The 19,328-nt window shown below is 45.9% G+C and carries 26 protein-coding genes; 7 read left to right on the top strand and 19 right to left on the bottom strand.

Translation table 11 applies throughout. The features are described 5' to 3' along the window. Positions 1 to 96 precede the first annotated feature (96 nt). On the top strand, positions 97 to 273 hold the full coding sequence (locus AXI59_RS20015) for a hypothetical protein (RefSeq protein WP_167348372.1): 177 nt from the start codon (positions 97 to 99) through the stop codon (positions 271 to 273). Positions 274 to 420: 147 nt separating this feature from the next. Here AXI59_RS20015 and AXI59_RS10720 read toward each other — a convergent pair whose 3' ends face one another. The 3 genes from AXI59_RS10720 to AXI59_RS10710 form a co-directional block, all read right to left on the bottom strand. Further along, positions 421 to 1,392, bottom strand: coding sequence for a glycosyltransferase family 2 protein (locus AXI59_RS10720; protein WP_061528174.1), 972 nt, complete (start codon positions 1,390 to 1,392; stop codon positions 421 to 423). A 15-nt stretch (positions 1,393 to 1,407) separates the two neighbouring features. Beyond that, positions 1,408 to 3,564, bottom strand: a complete 2,157-nt coding sequence (locus AXI59_RS10715; RefSeq protein WP_061528173.1) for a glycosyltransferase family 39 protein — start codon at positions 3,562 to 3,564, stop codon at positions 1,408 to 1,410. Between the two features lie 213 nt (positions 3,565 to 3,777). Next, positions 3,778 to 4,728, bottom strand: a complete 951-nt coding sequence (locus AXI59_RS10710; protein WP_061528172.1) for a ring-cleaving dioxygenase — start codon at positions 4,726 to 4,728, stop codon at positions 3,778 to 3,780. A gap of 326 nt (positions 4,729 to 5,054) precedes the next feature. Between AXI59_RS10710 and AXI59_RS10705 the strand changes: the two genes are divergently transcribed. The 6 genes from AXI59_RS10705 to AXI59_RS20725 all read left to right on the top strand — a co-directional run bounded on the left by AXI59_RS10705 (position 5,055) and on the right by AXI59_RS20725 (position 9,525). Continuing rightward, positions 5,055 to 6,365: an APC family permease gene (locus AXI59_RS10705; protein WP_061523474.1), complete on the top strand. Its 1,311-nt coding sequence runs from the start codon at positions 5,055 to 5,057 to the stop codon at positions 6,363 to 6,365. Positions 6,366 to 6,654: 289 nt separating this feature from the next. Further along, positions 6,655 to 7,272: a DUF47 domain-containing protein gene (locus AXI59_RS10700; protein ID WP_003154804.1), complete on the top strand. Its 618-nt coding sequence runs from the start codon at positions 6,655 to 6,657 to the stop codon at positions 7,270 to 7,272. 12 nt (positions 7,273 to 7,284) lie between these two features. Then, positions 7,285 to 8,283 (top strand): inorganic phosphate transporter, encoded by a 999-nt coding sequence (locus AXI59_RS10695; RefSeq protein ID WP_061523473.1) that lies wholly within the window; start codon positions 7,285 to 7,287, stop codon positions 8,281 to 8,283. A gap of 105 nt (positions 8,284 to 8,388) precedes the next feature. Further along, positions 8,389 to 9,135, top strand: coding sequence for a type II toxin-antitoxin system SpoIISA family toxin (locus AXI59_RS10690; protein WP_061523472.1), 747 nt, complete (start codon positions 8,389 to 8,391; stop codon positions 9,133 to 9,135). Further along, a complete protein-coding gene (locus AXI59_RS10685; RefSeq protein WP_061523471.1) occupies positions 9,135 to 9,305 on the top strand; it encodes a type II toxin-antitoxin system SpoIISB family antitoxin in 171 nt (56 codons plus the stop codon). Before AXI59_RS10690 ends, AXI59_RS10685 begins: the two co-directional genes overlap by 1 nt. Before the next feature lie 97 nt (positions 9,306 to 9,402). Beyond that, positions 9,403 to 9,525, top strand: coding sequence for a hypothetical protein (locus tag AXI59_RS20725; protein ID WP_240491510.1), 123 nt, complete (start codon positions 9,403 to 9,405; stop codon positions 9,523 to 9,525). Positions 9,526 to 9,556: 31 nt separating this feature from the next. Here AXI59_RS20725 and AXI59_RS10675 read toward each other — a convergent pair whose 3' ends face one another. From AXI59_RS10675 to AXI59_RS20010, 16 genes are all read right to left on the bottom strand, one after another. Next, positions 9,557 to 10,438 (bottom strand): N-acetylmuramoyl-L-alanine amidase, encoded by an 882-nt coding sequence (locus tag AXI59_RS10675; protein WP_061523469.1) that lies wholly within the window; start codon positions 10,436 to 10,438, stop codon positions 9,557 to 9,559. Between the two features lie 12 nt (positions 10,439 to 10,450). Then, on the bottom strand, positions 10,451 to 10,714 hold the full coding sequence (locus AXI59_RS10670) for a phage holin (RefSeq protein WP_061528170.1): 264 nt from the start codon (positions 10,712 to 10,714) through the stop codon (positions 10,451 to 10,453). A 14-nt stretch (positions 10,715 to 10,728) separates the two neighbouring features. Then, positions 10,729 to 10,992, bottom strand: a complete 264-nt coding sequence (locus AXI59_RS10665) for a hemolysin XhlA family protein (protein WP_061523467.1) — start codon at positions 10,990 to 10,992, stop codon at positions 10,729 to 10,731. A gap of 54 nt (positions 10,993 to 11,046) precedes the next feature. Beyond that, on the bottom strand, positions 11,047 to 11,847 hold the full coding sequence (gene xepA, locus AXI59_RS10660) for a phage-like element PBSX protein XepA (protein ID WP_061528169.1): 801 nt from the start codon (positions 11,845 to 11,847) through the stop codon (positions 11,047 to 11,049). A gap of 54 nt (positions 11,848 to 11,901) precedes the next feature. Continuing rightward, entirely contained in the window at positions 11,902 to 12,066 is a 165-nt protein-coding gene (locus AXI59_RS10655; RefSeq protein ID WP_061528168.1) for an XkdX family protein, read from the bottom strand. Next, positions 12,066 to 12,392 (bottom strand): XkdW family protein, encoded by a 327-nt coding sequence (locus AXI59_RS10650; RefSeq protein ID WP_061528167.1) that lies wholly within the window; start codon positions 12,390 to 12,392, stop codon positions 12,066 to 12,068. The genes AXI59_RS10655 and AXI59_RS10650 overlap by 1 nt, the downstream gene beginning before the upstream one ends. A gap of 14 nt (positions 12,393 to 12,406) precedes the next feature. Beyond that, positions 12,407 to 14,170 (bottom strand): hypothetical protein, encoded by a 1,764-nt coding sequence (locus AXI59_RS20880; RefSeq protein WP_061528166.1) that lies wholly within the window; start codon positions 14,168 to 14,170, stop codon positions 12,407 to 12,409. A gap of 2 nt (positions 14,171 to 14,172) precedes the next feature. Continuing rightward, positions 14,173 to 14,445: a hypothetical protein gene (locus AXI59_RS10640; RefSeq protein WP_061523462.1), complete on the bottom strand. Its 273-nt coding sequence runs from the start codon at positions 14,443 to 14,445 to the stop codon at positions 14,173 to 14,175. Continuing rightward, a complete protein-coding gene (locus tag AXI59_RS10635; RefSeq protein ID WP_061528165.1) occupies positions 14,442 to 15,020 on the bottom strand; it encodes a YmfQ family protein in 579 nt (192 codons plus the stop codon). The genes AXI59_RS10640 and AXI59_RS10635 overlap by 4 nt, the downstream gene beginning before the upstream one ends. Continuing rightward, a complete protein-coding gene (locus AXI59_RS10630; RefSeq protein ID WP_061528164.1) occupies positions 15,004 to 16,050 on the bottom strand; it encodes a baseplate J/gp47 family protein in 1,047 nt (348 codons plus the stop codon). The genes AXI59_RS10635 and AXI59_RS10630 overlap by 17 nt, the downstream gene beginning before the upstream one ends. Further along, on the bottom strand, positions 16,043 to 16,468 hold the full coding sequence (locus AXI59_RS10625; protein WP_061523459.1) for a DUF2634 domain-containing protein: 426 nt from the start codon (positions 16,466 to 16,468) through the stop codon (positions 16,043 to 16,045). The genes AXI59_RS10630 and AXI59_RS10625 overlap by 8 nt, the downstream gene beginning before the upstream one ends. A 75-nt stretch (positions 16,469 to 16,543) precedes the next feature. Next, positions 16,544 to 16,921 (bottom strand): VOC family protein, encoded by a 378-nt coding sequence (locus AXI59_RS10620; protein ID WP_061528163.1) that lies wholly within the window; start codon positions 16,919 to 16,921, stop codon positions 16,544 to 16,546. A gap of 38 nt (positions 16,922 to 16,959) precedes the next feature. Continuing rightward, complete coding sequence (locus tag AXI59_RS10615) at positions 16,960 to 17,226, bottom strand: DUF2577 family protein (protein WP_061528162.1); 267 nt, start codon at positions 17,224 to 17,226, stop codon at positions 16,960 to 16,962. Then, complete coding sequence (locus tag AXI59_RS10610) at positions 17,226 to 18,203, bottom strand: XkdQ/YqbQ family protein (RefSeq protein ID WP_061528161.1); 978 nt, start codon at positions 18,201 to 18,203, stop codon at positions 17,226 to 17,228. Before AXI59_RS10610 ends, AXI59_RS10615 begins: the two co-directional genes overlap by 1 nt. Positions 18,204 to 18,217: 14 nt before the next feature. Further along, positions 18,218 to 18,877 (bottom strand): LysM peptidoglycan-binding domain-containing protein, encoded by a 660-nt coding sequence (locus tag AXI59_RS10605; protein WP_061523456.1) that lies wholly within the window; start codon positions 18,875 to 18,877, stop codon positions 18,218 to 18,220. Then, a partial coding sequence (locus AXI59_RS20010) for a lysozyme family protein (protein ID WP_476693141.1) occupies positions 18,870 to 19,328 on the bottom strand: 459 nt, incomplete at its 5' end. The genes AXI59_RS20010 and AXI59_RS10605, both read right to left, overlap by 8 nt.

The raw sequence follows: 19,328 nt of genomic DNA, 5'->3' as shown, positions 1-19,328 counted from the left end.
GGCTGCTGTGACGGCCTTGGGTTTTTTATAGAAAACGAAACTTTCAGCCTGTCATCCCCGTATAACATTCTGAACGATGAAGGAGGGTACATACTGATGAAGAGCAAGGGTCTTTTGCCGGTATTGGCCGGCATCATATTTTTGCAGATCAGCCTTCACCTCCCCCGGCAGGATTTTGCTTGGGGAATGACACTGGCTGCCAGTATTTTATTAAACATGACAGGAACTGTCTTGCTGATGCGTTCGCTTAAAGCACCGGCAAGACGCAATTGAATGGAGCGTTAAACCCGCTTCTTCTTTGAATGGCAATGAGTGCTCGCCTGTATGAAGCGGCATCGGTTTTCAACTCACCTTTCCTTCACGGCAAGTGTGTTTCGTAACGAAAAAACACCCCGTGCGCTAACGGACAGGGTGTTTGGCTCACGACATATGCTGGCCGCGGCAGATGTTTTGATTTTTAATGCCGTACGCTTTTTGAACGATATAAAGCGGGCGGTCTTTTGCTTCGTCATAAATTCTTCCGATGTATTCACCGATCATTCCTAAAATCAGAAGGACGATGCCGCTGAATAATAGCTGTATCACAATCAGGGATGACCAGCCTGTAATCGTGCTGTCTGTAAACAGTTTCATATATAAAACGATAAACATATAGAGAAAACCTGCGCCTGACATGAGCATTCCCGCATAGCTTGCAGCCTTGAGCGGTTTATGGGAGAACGTTGTAATGCCGTCCATTGAGAGCTTCAGCATCTTTTTAAGCGGGTATTTCGTTTCTCCCGCCAGCCTTTCGTCACGTTCGTATTGGACAGACGTCTGTTTAAAGCCGACCCAGCTGACGAGACCTCTGACAAAAGGATTTTTCTCTTTTAATTTTTTCATTTCATCACAGACTTTTCTGTCCATCAGGCGGAAATCACCGGTATCAATCGGGATGTCAATATCAGTCACGCTCCGCAGCAGCCGATAAAACAGAGAAGCCGTCTTTTTCTTAAAAAAGGTCTCGCCTTTTCGTTTTGTCCGGATGGCATACACCACATCGTAGCCTTCCTTCCACTGTTCAATCATCTCCAGGATTAATTCGGGAGGGTCCTGCAAATCGGCGTCAATGACGACGATTGCATTCCCCTCTGCGTAATCCATGCCTGCGGTAATCGCGATTTGGTGCCCGAAGTTTCTGGAAAAATCGAGAATTTTCACTCTCGGGTCCATAAGGCTGAGTTCTCTTAAAATCTCAATACTGCGGTCTCGGCTTCCATCGTTCACAAAAATCAATTCATAGTGTTCTTTCGTTTGATCCATCACTTCTTTCAGACGCTGATAGGTTGTCTGAATGACGAGTTCTTCGTTATAAACCGGGACGACAATTGAATATTGAGTGTGTCTGTTCATGGTTAGCTCTCCTTTCTATTTCGCTGTGAGTTCATATAAAACAGCTGACTGGCCCATTCCGCCGGGGCCGCCGCCGATTTGGCCGGATTTGGCGCTTCCGCTTTGTGCTTGGCCGGTTGAAGCGGCTCCTGAAGCTTTTTGTCCCCGCTGTTGAGAAGATGTGTTTTGGGCGGTTGTTGATTGCCATTTACTGCTTGAGATTTTTTTGCCGTTTTTCTCGACCCAATTTAAAATGTCGCTATTTCCGCCTTTTCCTCTGTCTGAGGCAAGGAAGTATTTCACTTTTCCTTCTTTGACCAGCTTTTTGAACTGAGCCAATGTAATCGCCGGATCAGAGCCGCCGTAGCCTCCGATGGCCATTACCGCTTTTTTCGTTTTAATAATGTACGGCGCAGCGGACACGGCATCTGTCGTAGCGAATAAGTATTCAGAGCCGGTGTTATTTTTTTCTAAGTACGAAATGAGCTTTTCGTTTACACTGCCATCTGCCGTTCCCATTCCGGAACCGCTTGAAGCAAGCTGCGGTCCTGTTTCCGGAAGCGCACTGTTACCTCCGTAAAGGAGCGGTGTGCTCGCCCAATAAATCGGTACGACGAGTAAAACGAGGAGTCCGGCAAGCGATACGTAATATGTCATTGGTTTCTGGCGCTGTTTCATAATAAGAAGCACGATTGCAGAAAGCGCTCCGATGATCCCGACGCCAATGCTCCATCCGTAACCGATTTCGTCAATATTATTGCGTAAGATAAATAATTCAAATGCTGTTGTGGCAAGGATTGCCGCCGGCAGCAGCCATGTCTTCCAGCCCGTTTGATTTCGATACAGGCTGGCAAGAGATACCCAACCGGCTCCGACAAGCGCCGCAATCGGCGGTGCCAGCATAATGAGATAATAGTGGTGGAAAAATTCTGCAACACTGAAGAATCCGGCGATCGGTACGAGCCATGCGACCCAGAAAACCGTTTCTTTTTGCTGTACAGATAATCTTCTTCTCTCTTTTGCTCCGGCGATCAAAAGCCCGGCGATGCCAAAAAGCGCAAATGGGAGAAGCCAGCTGATTTGATCGGATAATTCCGTTTGGAACAGGCGCAGCGGTCCCGGTGTTCCCGTTCCGAACATCCCTGTTCCCGATTGCATTTTTGATCCGTGCCCGCTTCCCTTTCCGCCAAAGCCGCCGCTCGGAGGGCAGCCTTGGCCGTCGCCGCCCGGCATTTCACCGCCGCTTGGAGGTCCGGCCATTGAGCTTCCGGATTGCTGAGATTTTGATATACTGCCGCTTGAAGAATTTCCCGGAGGCGCTTGAACGGCTGATGAATACTGATTGCCAGAAGACATCTCTTTTGAAGCGCTGCGGCCCGGCGCTCCTCCTCCGCCTGACGTCGACCCTTGGCCCGTCAGCCGTTCAATCCCGTTGTAACCGAATGCAAGCTCCAATACTGAGTTGGTCTGGCTGCTGCCGATATACGGCCTGTCACTTGAAGAAGTGCTGTCTACCACAAGGGCCCAGGATACTGAAACAGCAAGCATGACAACAACAGCGCTGATTAACGAGATGATTTTTTTCTTGATTGTGGTATTTGCTGCAATCATATAAAACAATAAAAATGCCGGTAAAATCATGTAAGCCTGAAGCATTTTCGTGTTAAAGCCGACACCGACGACGAAAAATGCCGCTAACAGCCAAATGAGCTTTCCTTTTTTGACTGCTTTAAACAAAAGCCAAGTCGCAAAGAATAAGAAAAAGGCAAGTAATGCATCGACATTGTTTGTCCGGGCTACAGCCACCGCAATCGGTGTGCACGCCATCACAAAGGAAGCTATGCGGGCCGCCGTTTTTCCGAATGTCGGTTTGATTAACAGATACATGAAGAAAACAGAACCGACTCCCGCCAATGCCTGCGGAAGGATAACACTCCAGCCGTGCATCCCGAAGATAAGAGCGCTGATCGTCTGAAGCCAGAATGTAACGGGCGGTTTATCCACCGTGATAAAACCGGCCGCGTCAAATGAAGCGTAAAAGAAATTATGAAAGCTTTGAAGCATACTCGTTACTGCTGCGGTGTAATAAGGGTTCACCGTATCGTCATTCCAGATGTTGTACATATTCAAGAATGCAGAAGCGAGTAAAATGAGAATTAAGACTGCGTCAATCTCGCGTTTTTTCATTTTCACCTGTGTTTTCACTCCTTTTTAACTTTGATACAGTGTAACAACCAAATGTGAAAAAATTATTAATAAACAAAGGCATTTATTTTGCCATTTGCAAATAGGTAAAAAGAATGACAAAACGGGAAATACCAAGTGAATAAACCTTCCCTTTCCTTTCTAAAAAACAAAAAAAAGATGCCTCCGTAAAAGCCGGAGGGCATCTGTTGTCATTTGTTATTACTGAATCGGTTTCAGGCGCGCTTCTATTTCAGAACGGCGGTGCTCAAGATACGGCGGCAGCGCGATCGTCTTACCGAGCTCCTCTGGCGCTTCATCCACCATAAATCCCGGACCGTCTGTCGATAATTCAAAAAGGATTCCGTTCGGCTCTCTGAAGTACAGCGCTTTGAAATAATAACGCTCCACAATGCCGGAGTTGCTGAAACCCTCTTTGCTGATGACGCCGTGCCAGGCGGCGAGCTCCTCCTCATCATTAACGCGGAATGCGACATGATGAACGCTTCCTTTTCCTTGGCGCTCACGCGGAAGATCACTTCTTTCGATCAGATGGATTTCTGTCGCCGCTCCGCCGTCTCCGGATTCTAACACCGTAACGGTTCCCCGGTCTTCATGTGTTTCTTTTCCGATTTCCGTGAATCCCAATATGTCAGTTAATACACGCCGGGTCGGTTCAGCGTACGGAACGGTCAATTCAACCGGGCCGAGGCCGCGGAATGAATATTCTTCTGGGATGCCGCTTTGCTTCACGGCTTCACCGATGTTTCTGCCTTTTTCATCTGCCGTCAATACAAGCCGCTGTCCTTCATGATCTTGAAAAGCGAGAGTGTCTCTTCCGGCTGTTTTTATGATGTCACCGTGAGCGACCTGATGCTCCTCGAATCGTTTTTTCCAATATTGAAGAGCTTGTGTGTCCGGCACGCGCAGACCGATAGAAGAAATGCTGTTTGTCCCCGCATGAAACGGAGCGATTCGTGGGATTTCAAAAAACGTCAGCTCAGAACCCGGATTGGCAGCTTCGTCTCCGTAAAATAAATGATACATTGTCGGCTCATCCTGATTGACGGACTTCTTCACAAGTTTCAATCCCATGACCTTACAATAGAAATCTAAATTTTTTTGTGCGTCAGCCGTTAAAGCCGACACATGGTGAATTCCTTTAACCTTCATTTTTTTATCCTCCATTTAATTATCTCGATTTCGAGATATTTTCTATATATACAACCTATTTTATTCGGACCGCAAAGTCAATCCATCTGCTCCGCATCCGGGTCTTCTGTCTGTCTTCCGAAAAAAACCACGAACTATTTCACTACTGAAATAAATAATATTCGTTATTCCAGACAAAATGTTTCCGTTCCCAAGAAGAAAAGCCTGTATTTATAAGGAAATGAACAAAATCAGAAAATTTATTTAATTCGTGTTTTAGCAAATAGGGTTTACAATATGTAAAATAGTTTTTTCAACAAGAAGCTTTTACATTGGAGGGACAGGATATGCAGACTGAAGAAAATGGATTAAAAAAAGAGATCGGCATTACAATTGCCCTCTCTCTTGTTATCGGCACCATTATCGGTTCCGGCGTATTTATGAAGCCCGGCGCCGTTCTTGCCTACTCCGGTGATTCGAAAACTGCGCTTTTAGCATGGCTGTTAGGAGGAATATTGACGCTTGCAGGGGGCTTGACCGTTGCGGAAATCGGCACGCAGATTCCGAAAACGGGCGGGCTGTATACATATCTTGAGGAAGTGTACGGCGAGTTTTGGGGCTTTTTGTGCGGCTGGGTTCAAATTATCATTTACGGCCCGGCCATTATCGGAGCGATCGGGTTATATTTCGGTTCCTTAATGGCTCATCTTTTCAGCTGGGATTCAGGCTGGTCAAAGGTGATCGGAATTTTAGCCGTGTTATTTTTAAGCATCATTAATATCATCGGAACGAAATACGGCGGAATCGTTCAGGGAATTACGACCGTCGGAAAACTGATTCCGATCATCTGCATGATTTTCTTCGGCCTTTGGAAAGGCGATCAGCATATATTCAGCGCCGTCACCAGCAGCATCTCCGACATGAACTTCGGCGCTGCGATTTTGGCGACACTGTTTGCCTACGACGGCTGGATTTTGCTTTCCGCTCTCGGAGGAGAAATGAAAAATCCAGAAAAGCTGCTGCCGAAAGCGATGACGGGCGGGCTGTTAGTCGTGACCGCCATCTATCTTTTCATTAACTTTGCCCTTTTGCACATTCTTTCTGCAACAGACATCGTCAAACTCGGTGAAAATGCGACAAGCACGGCGGCTGAAATGCTGTTTGGCGCCCTCGGCGGAAAACTGATCAGCGTCGGAATCATCGTCAGCATTTTCGGCTGTTTAAACGGAAAAATTCTCGCTTTTCCGCGTATCTCATTTGCAATGGCGGAACGAAAACAGCTTCCATTTGCCAAACAGCTTTCACGCGTGCATCCGACGTTCCGCACGCCGTGGATCGCGGTATCATTCCAGATTGCGCTCGCCGTTATTTTTATGATCGTCAGCAATCCGGATAAGCTGTCTGAGGTCTCCATTTTTATGATTTATATTTTTTACGTCATGGCCTTTTTCGCCGTATTTATTCTGCGAAAAAAGAACGCCGGCAAAAAACGCGCCTACAGCGTCCCTTTGTACCCGATCGTCCCTGTTTTGGCCATCGCGGGTTCGCTGTTTGTTTTAGTCAGCACGGTCATCACTGACACCTTAAGCTGCGGGCTGTCCATTTTGATCGGTCTTGCCGGATTGCCGCTTTATTTTTGGATAAAAAAAGCAAATTAAACTAAAAAAACGGTTCCTTTTTATGGGAGCCGTTTTTTTCATTAAAAATCACGCGCAAATGTTGACAGGAAATTCACATCTTTTGTTATACTTTTTAAGCAAGATGTCTGAATTCGAAGTGTGTTACGTTTTTTTGGCGAAGTGGGATAACATAAGAAGAACGGGATAGACACGTTTTTCCGAAAAAATCAAGAGGCGTTTTTTTCGACTTTACCTGTTTTTTTTCGACAAAAGGCTATATAATAATTTGATGTGTGCATTGTCTCATTCAAACAATGGAGGGTTTTTAATGATAAAAAGAAAAAAAGATAAGTTCTCACTCCTTTTAACAGAAATCGCAAAAAATATAGACGAAACCGCAGAATATTTTGTGAATTTCAAAGTCACGAACCAAACGACTCTGAAGGAATTTGCCGATACGTTAAAAGAGTTTGAAACGAAAGGAGATAATCATGTTCATGTCATGATTAAAGAGCTGAACAAAGCTTTTATCACTCCCATTGAACGTGAAGACATCCTTGAGCTGACAAACAGCCTCGATGACGTGCTTGACGGAATCGAACATTTTTCAGCAATGATGGAGATTTTCTCAATCACCTCTTCCGACGAACATATCGATAAGTTCAGCGGTTACATCAGAGAGTGTGCGAAGGAAATTTTAATCACAATTGAATTGCTGGCAGAAAACCGATTGAAGGACATTCACCCTCACGCCATTAAAATTAAAGAATACGAGCACAGCTGCGATAACCTGCACCGTAAATCTTTAAAAAATCTGTTCGGTACAGAAACCGATCCGATTAAAGTCATTCAATACCGCGAGATTTACGAAACGCTTGAGGAAATTGCCGACTCTTGCCAAAGCGTTGCCAATAACCTTGAAACCATTATTATGAAAAACGCGTAACGAGGGGTTATAATGAATACATTATTAATTTTAACGATCTTAATTGTCATTTGCGCTTTGGTATTTGATTTCATTAACGGATTTCACGATACCGCAAACGCAATCGCCACCTCAGTTTCGACTAAAGCACTGAAGCCGCGGCACGCAATTATCATGGCCGCCATCATGAACTTTCTCGGAGCTATGACGTTTACAGGCGTAGCCAAAACCATCACGAAGGATATTGTGAATCCTTATACATTAGACAACGGTTCGATTGTGATTCTCGCAGCCTTGCTCGCGGCGATCGCCTGGAACTTAATCACTTGGTATTTCGGCATCCCGAGCAGTTCTTCTCATGCGATTATCGGGGCGATTGCCGGTGCGGCCATTGCGGCGTCAGGTTTTGCAACGCTGAACTATAAAGGGTTTATAAAAATTATCGAAGCACTTATTTTATCACCGATCATCGCCTTTGTCCTCGGCTTTATCGTTTATTCGATCGTAAAGCTGATATTTAAAGACAGCAACTTGGCGAAAACGAACAAACGGTTTCGCAGAGTGCAGATTTTAACGGCTGCGATTCAGTCCTATACACACGGAACAAACGACGCGCAAAAAGCGATGGGTATCATTACGATGGCACTTATGACTGCAAACTTACATAATAGTGATGCGATCCCTTTCTGGGTGCAGCTTTCATGTGCGATCGCGATGGGTCTCGGCACGTCAATCGGCGGCTGGAAAATCATTAAAACCGTCGGCGGCAAAATTATGAAAATCCGTCCGGTAAACGGCGTTTCTGCCGACTTAACCGGTGCGGCGATTATTTTCGGCGCGACATTTATCCATCTGCCGGTCAGCACGACACACGTCATCTCATCTTCCATTCTGGGCGTGGGCGCTTCTCACCGCGTAAAGGGCGTAAACTGGGGAACCGCCAAACGGATGCTCATTACATGGGTTATCACATTGCCGATCTCAGGAACACTCGGCGCCATTGCTTTTTTTATCTTAGATATCTTTTTCTGATACAGCACCCGCTTCTTAACAGAAGCGGTTTTTTTTGTGACAGGAAAATGATGCCATGACATAGAATGAAATTAAGCAGACAATTTTCGAATGTGAGGGGTGCTCATGCTTTTATTTTTTCAAATTATGGTGTGGTTCATGGCGGCCGCGCTTGTTTTATATGTTTATGCATCCTGGCGGTTTGAGGCAAAAGTAAAAGAGAAGATGTTTGCTATACGCAAAACGTGGTATTTACTATTTGTAGTAGGCGCCATGGTCTACTGGACATATGACCCTGAGTCCCTTTTTACCCAGTGGAATCAGTATTTAATCGCTGCCGTCAGCTTTGCCCTTATAGATGCGTTCATCTTTTTGAGCGCTTATATTAAAAAGCTCGCCGGCAATGAATTAGAAACGGATACGCGAGAAATTTTAGAAGAAAATAACGAAATGCTGCACTCCTATCTTGAAAAACTGAAAACCTATCAATATCTGTTGAAAAATGAACCGATTCATGTTTATTATGGAAGTATAGAAGCTTATGCAGAAGGAATCAGAAGGCTGTTAACCACCTATGCTGAAAAAATGAACATCACGGTCTCGCTGTTCGATTATTCCGCACAGACGGATAAGGATCGCTTAACCGAGCATATGCCTGATGCGGCGGATGTTCAATCACGTCTTAACCGAAAAGACGTCTACTATGATCAAAAAGGAAGGCTTGTGCTTATTCCGTTTTCGGTTCAGACCCGCCATTATGTGATCAAACTGACATCAGAACACCTGTTGACGGAATTCGATTATTTGCTTTTCACATCGTTAACGAGCATTTATGATTTAATGCTGCCAATAGAAGAGGAAGGTGACGGATAATGGAGCAGGCTTTTCAAAACGGACAGCCGGAACGGTCGGCAAAGCCGTTTAAAATTCTCAAAAAACGCTCAATGACCAGTATCGGGAGTTATCAAGTCAGCCCTCATACCGCAAGAATTTTCAAAGAAAACGAGCGGCTGATTGATAAGTATAAACGAAAAAAAGCTTGATTACACTAAAGGACAGGAGATGCGGCTCTTGTCCTATTCCTTTTCTCCTTATTTTACATATAATAAACCAACTACAGCAGATGCGACAGGTGATCATGTGAAAAAAATTGTACGGCGTGTGAAGTTTGTGGATTACGGACGGTTCGGGCTTTCCGCTTATTCGCTGAAGATGAAGGTGAGGAATCTCGGGCTGCTGAATCGATTAAAGAAGAAAAGCTGAATCCCGGAATCATCCGGGACTCGGCCTTTTTTTATGAGAGCTGCATAACGATCTTTGCTTTAACAGCCGGGCCGTAGATGCCGTCAGACGTTAAGCCGTTCACAGATTGGAAGCGGGCTACGGCGTTCGCTGTTTTCGGACCATAGACGCCGTCAATGCCATTATTGACAGCTCCTTTTTCAGGGTAAAAATAAAGCGCGGCAAGCGCGTTTTGCACCTGGTATACCTTTTCGCCGGATGTATACGGTGTTGTCAGCTGAATCACCTCATCCGGAAGAGGATATGCTACCTGTACGGGTGCGCTGACAAACAGCACTTGTCCGACTTGAATCAGATTCGGGTCGGCAATGTTGTTCCATTTCTGCAAGTCAGCCACGCTGACGCCGAATTTTCGCGCGATTGCCGACAACGTATCCCCTTTTTGCACAGTATAAGTCTGCCTGCTGTCAGAACCGATCCCTGCTTTAAATTCGTCCCATGTATCCAAAAGCCTTCTCGGGCAAAGCTTGCCAGACCAATGCTTATGCTCGACGACATTTGCAAGCGGGATACTGTGCGATGCCATTAATGTGCGGATGAGCCATTGGGCGTTTGCGACCGCTTTTGGAAAATCGCCGTCCGCGTTTTCACAGATTTCAATGCCGATTGATTTACGGTTTCCGTCTCCGTTGCCGTCCCCCGCATGCCAGCCGTTTTCATTTAACGGAAGATGCTGATAAATTTCCGTATCATCGACTGTGAAATGCCAGCTTGTGGGCGTATCGGGATTTTTCACATAACGCGCGTGCATTTTCGCATTAGCGCCGACGGATGTATTCGCCGTATTATGAACCGTAATGTAGATGGGCGTCATTGCATAGCCGGGGCGGTTATTAGCACCAACCGGAATAAAATCTTGGATAATGTTTACCATTCTTATCTCCCCTTACTTCGTTAAATTGTTTATTTTCAATAAAGCCTTCTGTTTTTTCCCTTTTTCTGTTACATAATTGTTCTTGAACCAGGCAGCCGCTGTCGTTCCTATCGTAAAAATGGCTGAACCGGCGGCATATAGCGTGTCCGCAAGCTGATTGACTTGGTCTTCCTGAATATCTAATGGAGACTTGCCGAACATCAGCAAGGTTTGGTTCAATAGAGCAAGCAAAAGAAGCACCGTCCTGATGACCGTGCCTTTGTCCGCGTATTTCATATCTGTGTTCCTCCTCATTTTTGCAGCAGATTGTACATGATGGCGATGGCGCCGCCAATAATGCCCGTGCATATTGCCGTCACGATGGCTCCTGTAATGGTCCGCTTAATCCATGTCGTATTTTCCTCAATTTTGTTCAGCTTCTCATTCAGTGTCATAATTTGCTGGTCCTGGCGGTCTGACACCCGCTCTAATGAGGCAACCCGCTGTTCCAACACCTTCTGTTCGCCTTTGATTCCCGCGAATTCTTTTTGCACCGTATGTTCATCAAGCAGCAATAATAAAACCCCCTTTTACATTGGTCTCACCTCCCTTCGGAAGCCTGTTTTTCCTTAGGACACAGCCGTCCCTTTCACAGAAAGGCTCCCGCCTGAGATTTTCGTGATTTCCATGACAATTTCTTTAAAGCCGGCAATATCAAATGACCACGCTTCATGTGTTCCTGACGTACCGCAAGACGAAGTCCCGTCATCTGTTTTAACCCCTCTGATCGGCAGGTTTTCTCCGGAGAAGGATCTGCCCCAGAAAGCAACATTGCTTGATTCGGCTGTTCCGGTGATTTCGACGAGGAGTTTTTTCTCACCGTTTACAGATAAGACCGCTCCCTCACCTGCGCTTTCTGCCTGTTCATGAAAAACAAAATCGGTCTGACTTGGATGAAGAGCGACCGGTAAAGGCTTTGTCTCTTGCAAATGAATATCGATTTCTCCCGCACCAAGTGATTGATAAAGGATAAATTCGGATTGCTGCAAATTCCCATTCACATAGCGGAAACGATAATACCTTTTAGTGAGATACACCCATTCAGACGCTGAAAACGCACTAGGCGCTACATCAACTGCGGCGGTGGTTGACCATGAAAGGTTATTGTCACTTTCTTCAATAAACAGCGTGCCGCCGCGATCGGCATAAGCAAAACCTTTCACTTTAGAAATAAGCACGGCGCCTAACCTATCCTGTCCGTATTGACTGTAGACCTCTGTCGCTTTCAGAACGGAGTTAGTTAACAGCTCGGCCACGCCCGACAAATGGGATACAGGTGTTACAAAATCTGTTTTTTCTCCTCTGTACGGCTTTACCGCACCTGCTTTTCCGGTTCGGTCTGCGGGAAATTCATATTGATATTTCGCCATTTTCATCCTCCTGCTTTCTACTTGTTTTCTTAAAAAAGCCAAAATAAAAAAGCCTTACATGGCTTCTCCGGTGATCGCTTCATATTGGTCTGGCGTTATCAGGGCCTGATGAACGCCTTCTTTCATATCCTCTATCGAACAGTCTTTATATTGCAGAGCCTGTTTAACCATATCTGCCGTCGCCCACTGATAATGAAGGGCAAGCACCCAAAAATTCATTATGCATTTTCTCCTTTCAATGACAAAAGTGTAAGCTTAACGTCTGACAGCTCATTCCCCAGCATGCTGTTCAGCTCTTCCAGCTGCTTGCGCGCGAGTTTTTCCCGAGACAGCTCTTGTGCGAGCAGCTCAACTTGATCCGGCGGCTCGTATGGCGGATTTTTTTGTGATTCTTCCCACCATGCCTGCAGCTGCTCTTTTGTGGGAATGGGAGCGTTGATGTTCCATTTTTCAATATAAGATTCATTCCCGTCATTTCTCAATATAAAGTCTTTTAACGGGACTGTCTCAGGATATTTATACATAATTGCATCAAATAAAATCATTTAAATCCCCCCATCTATACTTCCAAGTAATTTTTTCCCCCAATTTCCAAAATATCAAAATAATTTTTCTTTCCATCTGTATCTTTCACATAACGTGTGGCGGTGCCAGTATAACCGATATAAGCATATATTTCTGCATAATCACCGGCATCAAGCGGTACTGTCACTGTTCCGGTCAGTGTCGCATTAAACTCATTTAAATCTGTATTGTCTTTCGGAGAAGGCATTCTAAAATGATCCATTAATTTGTATTGTTCTCCATTCACATATACGTACAATTCAAAGTTGGAATATTGCTGTGTATTTTCTATATATATACTGCTGCCGATTAGGTACATTCCGGAGTGCTTTGCGATAAATCTACTATTTTTTACATCAAATAAGTTATCACTATCTTTTATTTTTCGGTTAAAAAGAATTTTATTAACCTCACCTTTTTTCAGCTCCTGCCGTCCTGTAGTACCAATGTTAGCATGTGCAAACCCTGCTATTTTTTCCCACGATGTCCATCCGGTAGTATCCCACCATTGACGAATCCAAGTACCGGTTTGACTATTCTTCCCGTTTCTCTCATCACCATTGCCGTAAAAATATTGAACGAAGCGCCATTTATTTAAATTTTCATTTTTTACAAAGCCATATCCAAGAGGGTAACCGGTACTGTTTCCCTCATAAATACCCATAAAAGTGATTCCCTCAGGATAATCAGTTCCAGGTGTTCTGGCATCAACAATTGTTCTTTCATCCCCATCACGATAACAAGTCAATTTATCAATTGAAAAATTAGTATCCGCGTAATTTTTCGCATTTAATAGAGCTTGGTCAGCTTTATTTTGGGCACCTCTTTCTGTTCCGAGCATTTGCCATCCAAGCCAAGTATTATTTAAATAATTGGTATAGAAATTGTTCTCGTAGTCAATCGCGTAAATCCAGCCAAAGACAGCTTTACCGGATGAATCTTGGTTAGTCATTTGCCATAATCCGCGTATAGCCTTCCCTTCAGCAGGGGCTCCCGGATTCGTGCCATGGGCATAAAAGGTTCCAATAGAAGTGCCTTTACTCTGAATGGCGTCCAGCAGATTTATATCGCTTCCGCTTACCAAAGAAATAGTTGGCGCTCCATTATCAGCAGTCAACTTCATCAACTGTCCTGCATTCCATTTTTCTTTGTCAGACTTGGTTACATGAAGATCTGTTTTATCGGCATGCGCGTTTACTTTTGCTTGCGCTCCGGCAGCCGTTTCAAACGGTATCCATTCAGTCCAGCTGCCGTTTTTCAGCGTTTTTCTCCAAAATCCCCCGTCATTTGAGAAAGCAGCCGCCTCCCCGTTATTCTTTGAAGAATAAAGATAAATGCCGTCTGCCGGCTGCGGCGGAGTATTTATTCCTGTCGTTGCTGCAGAGAAAGTGAAGGTTTTATTTTGGCTGGCAGCTGTCTGATGAAAATCCTGTCCGTCGGAGATATTGATAAAAGCAGAGCCGTTATCTTTTGTGATTTTTGACAGCTGCCCGTTATTCCACTTCTGACGCTCTTCCTTCAACACATGCCGGTCCTGATCTTGATTGTGCTGATCGAAATCCTTTTTTGCCGCCTGCTGTACATTGTCCACGTTTCCGAGCCCGACTTGCGCCTTTGTCGTTTTATGCGGGTTGTTCATTTCGTTTTTATGGGCTGCCAGGTCCGTGTGGGCGTCTTTTATTCCTTTTTCCCAGCGATTGACGTCATCTTCGTTAATGGGGTCGTCCGGGAGCCAGTCTGTTTTCTCTTCGTATGCCATCGTTACACCACCTCAAAAGTAAATCTTAAGTCAAGCGTTCTGTTGCTGCTTACGTCTATATTTGTTTTTCTCTCTGTGATAACGCTGCCTGTTTCATCGATCATCTGCACGGTTTCAATGTGCTTGATGTCTTCTTCCCGGCGTGTCAGGACGGTAACGGCGGCGTCATTTACGGATATTTCTGTAATAGGCGTTTCTTTGCCGTTTAACAGCACTTTTGTGATTCTGCTTTTCAGATCTGCTGCTGTGCGCTGTCTGTATGCGGTTGATATCATGGTAAAACCACCTCGTTATTGTTGAGTGTGACGGAATAACCGACCTTCAGCTCACTGGCTGTCCGGTATCTGCGATGGTTGAGAATGACACGGTCTTTAATCTCCAGCGTTTCGTTTAATCCGGCCCTTAGTGTATAAGCCAAATGGGCGGGCTTAATGTTTTCCAGCATCTCGATCAATTCGCTCATGTGCTGCAGATCGTCAAGCTCGATATCGACATTAAAACGATATTCTCCCGGCAGCAGGCGGACATGAGCGGACGGATGTTTCAAAAAGCGGTTTAACGCCTGTTCGATGGCTTGATGTGTCATCGGCGGAATGTTGGACATCTTTGATATGAGCCGTAATCGCCTCATGTCAACCGTGTCGCCTGATTCTCGCGGTATTTTCAATATCTTTTCCCAGCGGTCAAGCCCCCACGTCGCCGTCGTGATAAACAGCTGGTCGGTCAGATCGAAAATGCCGTTATTCTGCTGATCAAACTCCGGGGCTTCCGCTTTTAGAATTTCTGTCATTTCTTTTAAACGGGTCAAAAACAGCGGGAGGCAGGCCGTCATATCATCGAGTCTGCTCAATAATGGTCACCTGCCTGAGAGTCGGAATTTCAACGTCGCTCAGCACGAGATTTTCCGCTGCTCCGTTGATCCTGATATCGGCGTAGTCACTGACGGACGCCGAGTTATATACGATATTGTTAATTTGTGATAAGCGAACGGTATTTTCTTCAAATGCCATTTTCTTAAATAAATTCAGGACACCCTTTTCGATTTCGGCTTTCACTTCATCAATCGAGCTGTTTAGCTCAGGAAGCACTGCGGCGGATATCTCGATTTCCTTCCATACGGCGCTTTCTACCGTTACAGTCGCTCCGATTGGGGCCTGTCCTTCTCCCTGTCCTTCATTCGGATCAATATAGTCCTTTACTTTCTTAATCAAAATGGCTGATGCCGGCTCCAGATTCGCATTCGTTATGACGATCTTCACCGTTCCTTCTCCGTTCCAAAGCGGAAAAATTTTCGCTCTTCCGACACCGGCCACTTCTTCGGCCCACTGCTTATAATGCTGCTTATTTGCACTGACTGCCTCGCGGCGGACACGGGTAAAGTAGCGCTCCCGCAAGCTGTCGTCATCTTCTTCCTCACGGCCCGGGATTAGAATATCACGAATGACCGCCTTCTCAAGCCCCGGTATCGTATCAAGCGGCAGCAGGTTTTGCCCTGAAATATTGGCATTGCCTGCTTCACCGGCCGTTTCACATTGGAGCGTTCCGTCAGCCGTATATTGAAAATACAGGTTATCGACAAAAAAACGGGAGCCGGCGGGAATGGTGACTCCTGATGTGAATTCTCCGGCTCTGACCGCTTTTGTCGCAGCGGTTCTTTCAATTCCGGCTTCCGCGGCCCGCCTGTCCAGAAATTCTCCCTGCGCTGTATCGGAAAAGACGAGCTCCAGCACGGTATCAAGCCAAATATAAGATTTTGCGAGTTCGGCAGCCGCAGGTGCGAGTGCATTGTAGATGACACTGCCTTCCCTCGTATCAATGTCAGCCGTTATGCGTGACAGCATTCTGTCCATAATGTCTTCAAATGTCTGCGCTTCAAACATCCTCACCCATCACCTCCTCAATTTCAAGCATGCCTTCATCGGTTTCCACTGTGAAAGAGACATGGAATGCATCATCTTGTTTCTCAATCTCAAAATCGGTCACAGCGGAAATGCGGTCATCATACAGTAAGGCTTCTTCAATGAGCCTTGGAATCTCCATTTTTTTATAAGCATCGGTCGTTTCATTGTCAGAAAGAACCTCCTGCAGCTCATTCCCGATATCATGACTGAAAACGGAATACGAATAACGTTCTGTATGGAGGGCGATATAGACAAATTGCCTGATTGCTTCAAGCCCGCTTATCAGTTCATTTGTAATCCGGTTCTTTTCAAAATCAATTCGGTAGGTTTGTGAGGTTTCAATGGCCTCACTTGAATCCTCCAAATCATCAAATGCGATTTCCGGTGTCAGGGCCATTGCACCCGCTCCTTTATCATTTGTTCAATAAAAAAAGGCCCCTTCATCAGATGAAGCGGTCTTTTCCTGAGCCGTTTAATAGGCTGAAATTTCTATTAAATTCCCGTCCGGATCTCTGAGGTAGACGGATAAAATGTCTCCTATCGCTCCCGTACGTTTCACCGGCCCTTCCTCTATCGTCAATCCGCTCTTCGTCACATGGCGGATGACGTCCGGAATGGCAGTTTCCGTAATGAAGCAAAGATCAGCTGAACCCGGCGTCGGATCCTGTGCTTTCGGCTCGAACTCTTTATTGGCTTCATGCAGATTTATTTTCTGATCACCGAACAAAAGCGCGGTTCTCCCGGCCCCGAAGGTAACAGCTTTCATGCCGAGCACCCGGCTGTAAAATTGCACCGTCCGCTCGATACTGGCGACAGTCAGCACCAAATGATCCAGTCTCTCAATTTGCATGCACATCCCCCCTTTTTTCCAATTATAGAGGAATGCGGTTAAATTTTGTCCAGTATAAAAAACGTTTGCCCGCCGGTTAAAGCCGCGGTCATTACCCGCTCTCCGGCTTGGAGCTGATCGTCTTCCCCGGTTCTCATCCGTTTCGGTACAATGACGGCATCTGCTGGAATGATGAGCTTATCGTGATCTTTTAATTTTAATTCAAGCGGCGAAACGGCTGTGACTTCGGCCGGGATCAATTCTACCGGGACCCCAGCATCAACCGCGCCGACGGCTAAATGTTTAATGGCATCACTCAGTTTCATCAGGAAGTCCCCTCCGGCATGGAGTTTTTCTCTGTGACATCAATCGTCATCGTGTGTTTCGTTCCTTGGAATTCATGGCGGTCCGTATCAACGTAATAGGTTTTTTTCAGCCCGATTTCCGGGATTGAAATATACACCGGCAGGCCGCTTTCCAGTCCCGGAATGCCGATGGCCTGGATGTTTTTCAGCTCTTTTTTAACGCCCTTTTTCTCGGCCTGCTTAACCTTTGCCCGCTGCTTCAGCTGTGCTTCGTTAATATCGTCAGAAACCGTTTCCGTATACTGCAAGATGCCGAAAGTTTTCATGCCGGAGCTGTCTTTGGCTGTTGCTTTTACCGTTTTGTTGTCTTTTTGAAGGCGCAGGACGACACGGGTTGCGGTATCGTCGATTGAGGTGCTGTATTGATATCCCGTGATATTGACGCCTGTTTCCAGCGCCCAAACCTCCGACGGCTCCGGCCACTCACGCAATCCCAGCCTGCCCTTTTCTGAATAAAGCTGATAATTGCACCCCGTCTGGCTTTTCGTCTGCTTTAACGCCTTCAGAATGATGTCGTAAAGACTTGTATCATTTTTAAAAACGAGAGATTTGATGGTATGACCCGTATTGGCAATCGACGTGACGGGAATTTGAAAATCGCTGGCGATTCTCTTAATGATTTGATCGGCGCGCTGATTAGAAAACACATAGACATCTTGGTTTTTCACAAGATACTGAAGCATGTCATACGCAGTGAAGGCGACGGTATGCTCGTCCGGGGTTCTCGCAAAGACAATGCCGCGGAACAGCTCTTTACCGTTCCATTTAAACAAAACCGTATCACCCTCTGACACACTGTAATACGTCTGGCTGCCCTGCTTGACCACAATCGTTGCTTCAATCGAGCGCGGCGCCTGGTATCTGCGGCCTTCAAGTGATACGCTTTCTGTCACCAGCTCAAGCCACTCCGTTTCTTTAATGACAAATAGTTCTATCATTTATTTCACCCGTTTCATTGCGGTATCTTCAGCTTCTGCCCCGGGAAAATCCAATGCCCCGGCTGCCGGATGTTCCGTTTGCTGCGCTTAATCATGGCGGTTTTATTCGCGTTCCAAATTTTCCGCCACTCAGTGTGGCTTCCGTAAAACTTCCCGGCAATGTCCCACAGCGTGTCTCCTTTTTTCACCGTGTACGTTTTGGGAGAAGCTTTTGACGGACGCTTCGCTTTCGTTTTTTTCTTTTGTTTGATTTTTCTCGGCGATGCGGTTTTATATTCTTTCAGCACAATATCATAATTTCGATCACCGATTTCATTGTCGCCTTCACTATAATTGAGGCTTTCAATGCTGCAAGTGACATTGATTTTTGTGCCCGTAATCAAAAACTGAACGGGCTTTTTCGCCTTCATCCATTTTTCAATTTTGGCGATTGCATTTTCTGGTGAAGGGATGCTTTTATATTCAGCAATCGGGCTGTATCTCTTCGGAAAAAAAGAAGAGAACGATATTTCTTTCGCTCCCGGTTCTTCAATAAATGTCACATCTCCGAGTCCGGTGACCTTCACTGAATCATTCTGCACACTATTTGCGATATCAATGGCTTCAGGAAGAACGGGAAGCCGTAGCTTGTCCTTTCCCTGTGATATCCAAAATTCATAAACGGATTTAGTCAAAAGCAACGGCTCCCTTCGCTCCGGTGTAGATGTCTTTTTGCAATTCGTCGATCAGCGCCTGTTTGATTTTGGCCGCCAGGCTGTCGGCGTCTTGTCCGTTATGGAAATGCTGATCGCCGCTGAATTCAATTTTAATTTCATTTGTTCCCGCTTTTTGTGCGGTTTGTCGGCTTCCTGTGACTGCAGCAGAAACTGTGCCCGCAGAAAGCGCCGCCGGGTCGGCTTGAGACGGTTCAGATACTTCCATCCCCAGCGCTTGAGCCGCTTGTTGAAGGAGATAACGGCCTCGGATGCCCCGTTCTTCAGGGATAATCCACTCCCGTTTATTTCCTTCGCCGACACGGGCGATTTGTTCCTTCGTAATCAAACCGCCGTTGGCGTAGCCAACGTACGGTCCGCCGTGATTCATGCTTTTAATGCCCGGCACGTTGTTGATCGAGCCATAGCGGCT

Source organism: Bacillus nakamurai (assembly GCF_001584325.1).
GTDB lineage: Bacteria > Bacillota > Bacilli > Bacillales > Bacillaceae > Bacillus > Bacillus nakamurai.
Note: the sequence above shows the minus strand (reverse complement) of the source record. Positions and strands in the feature narration are given on the sequence as shown.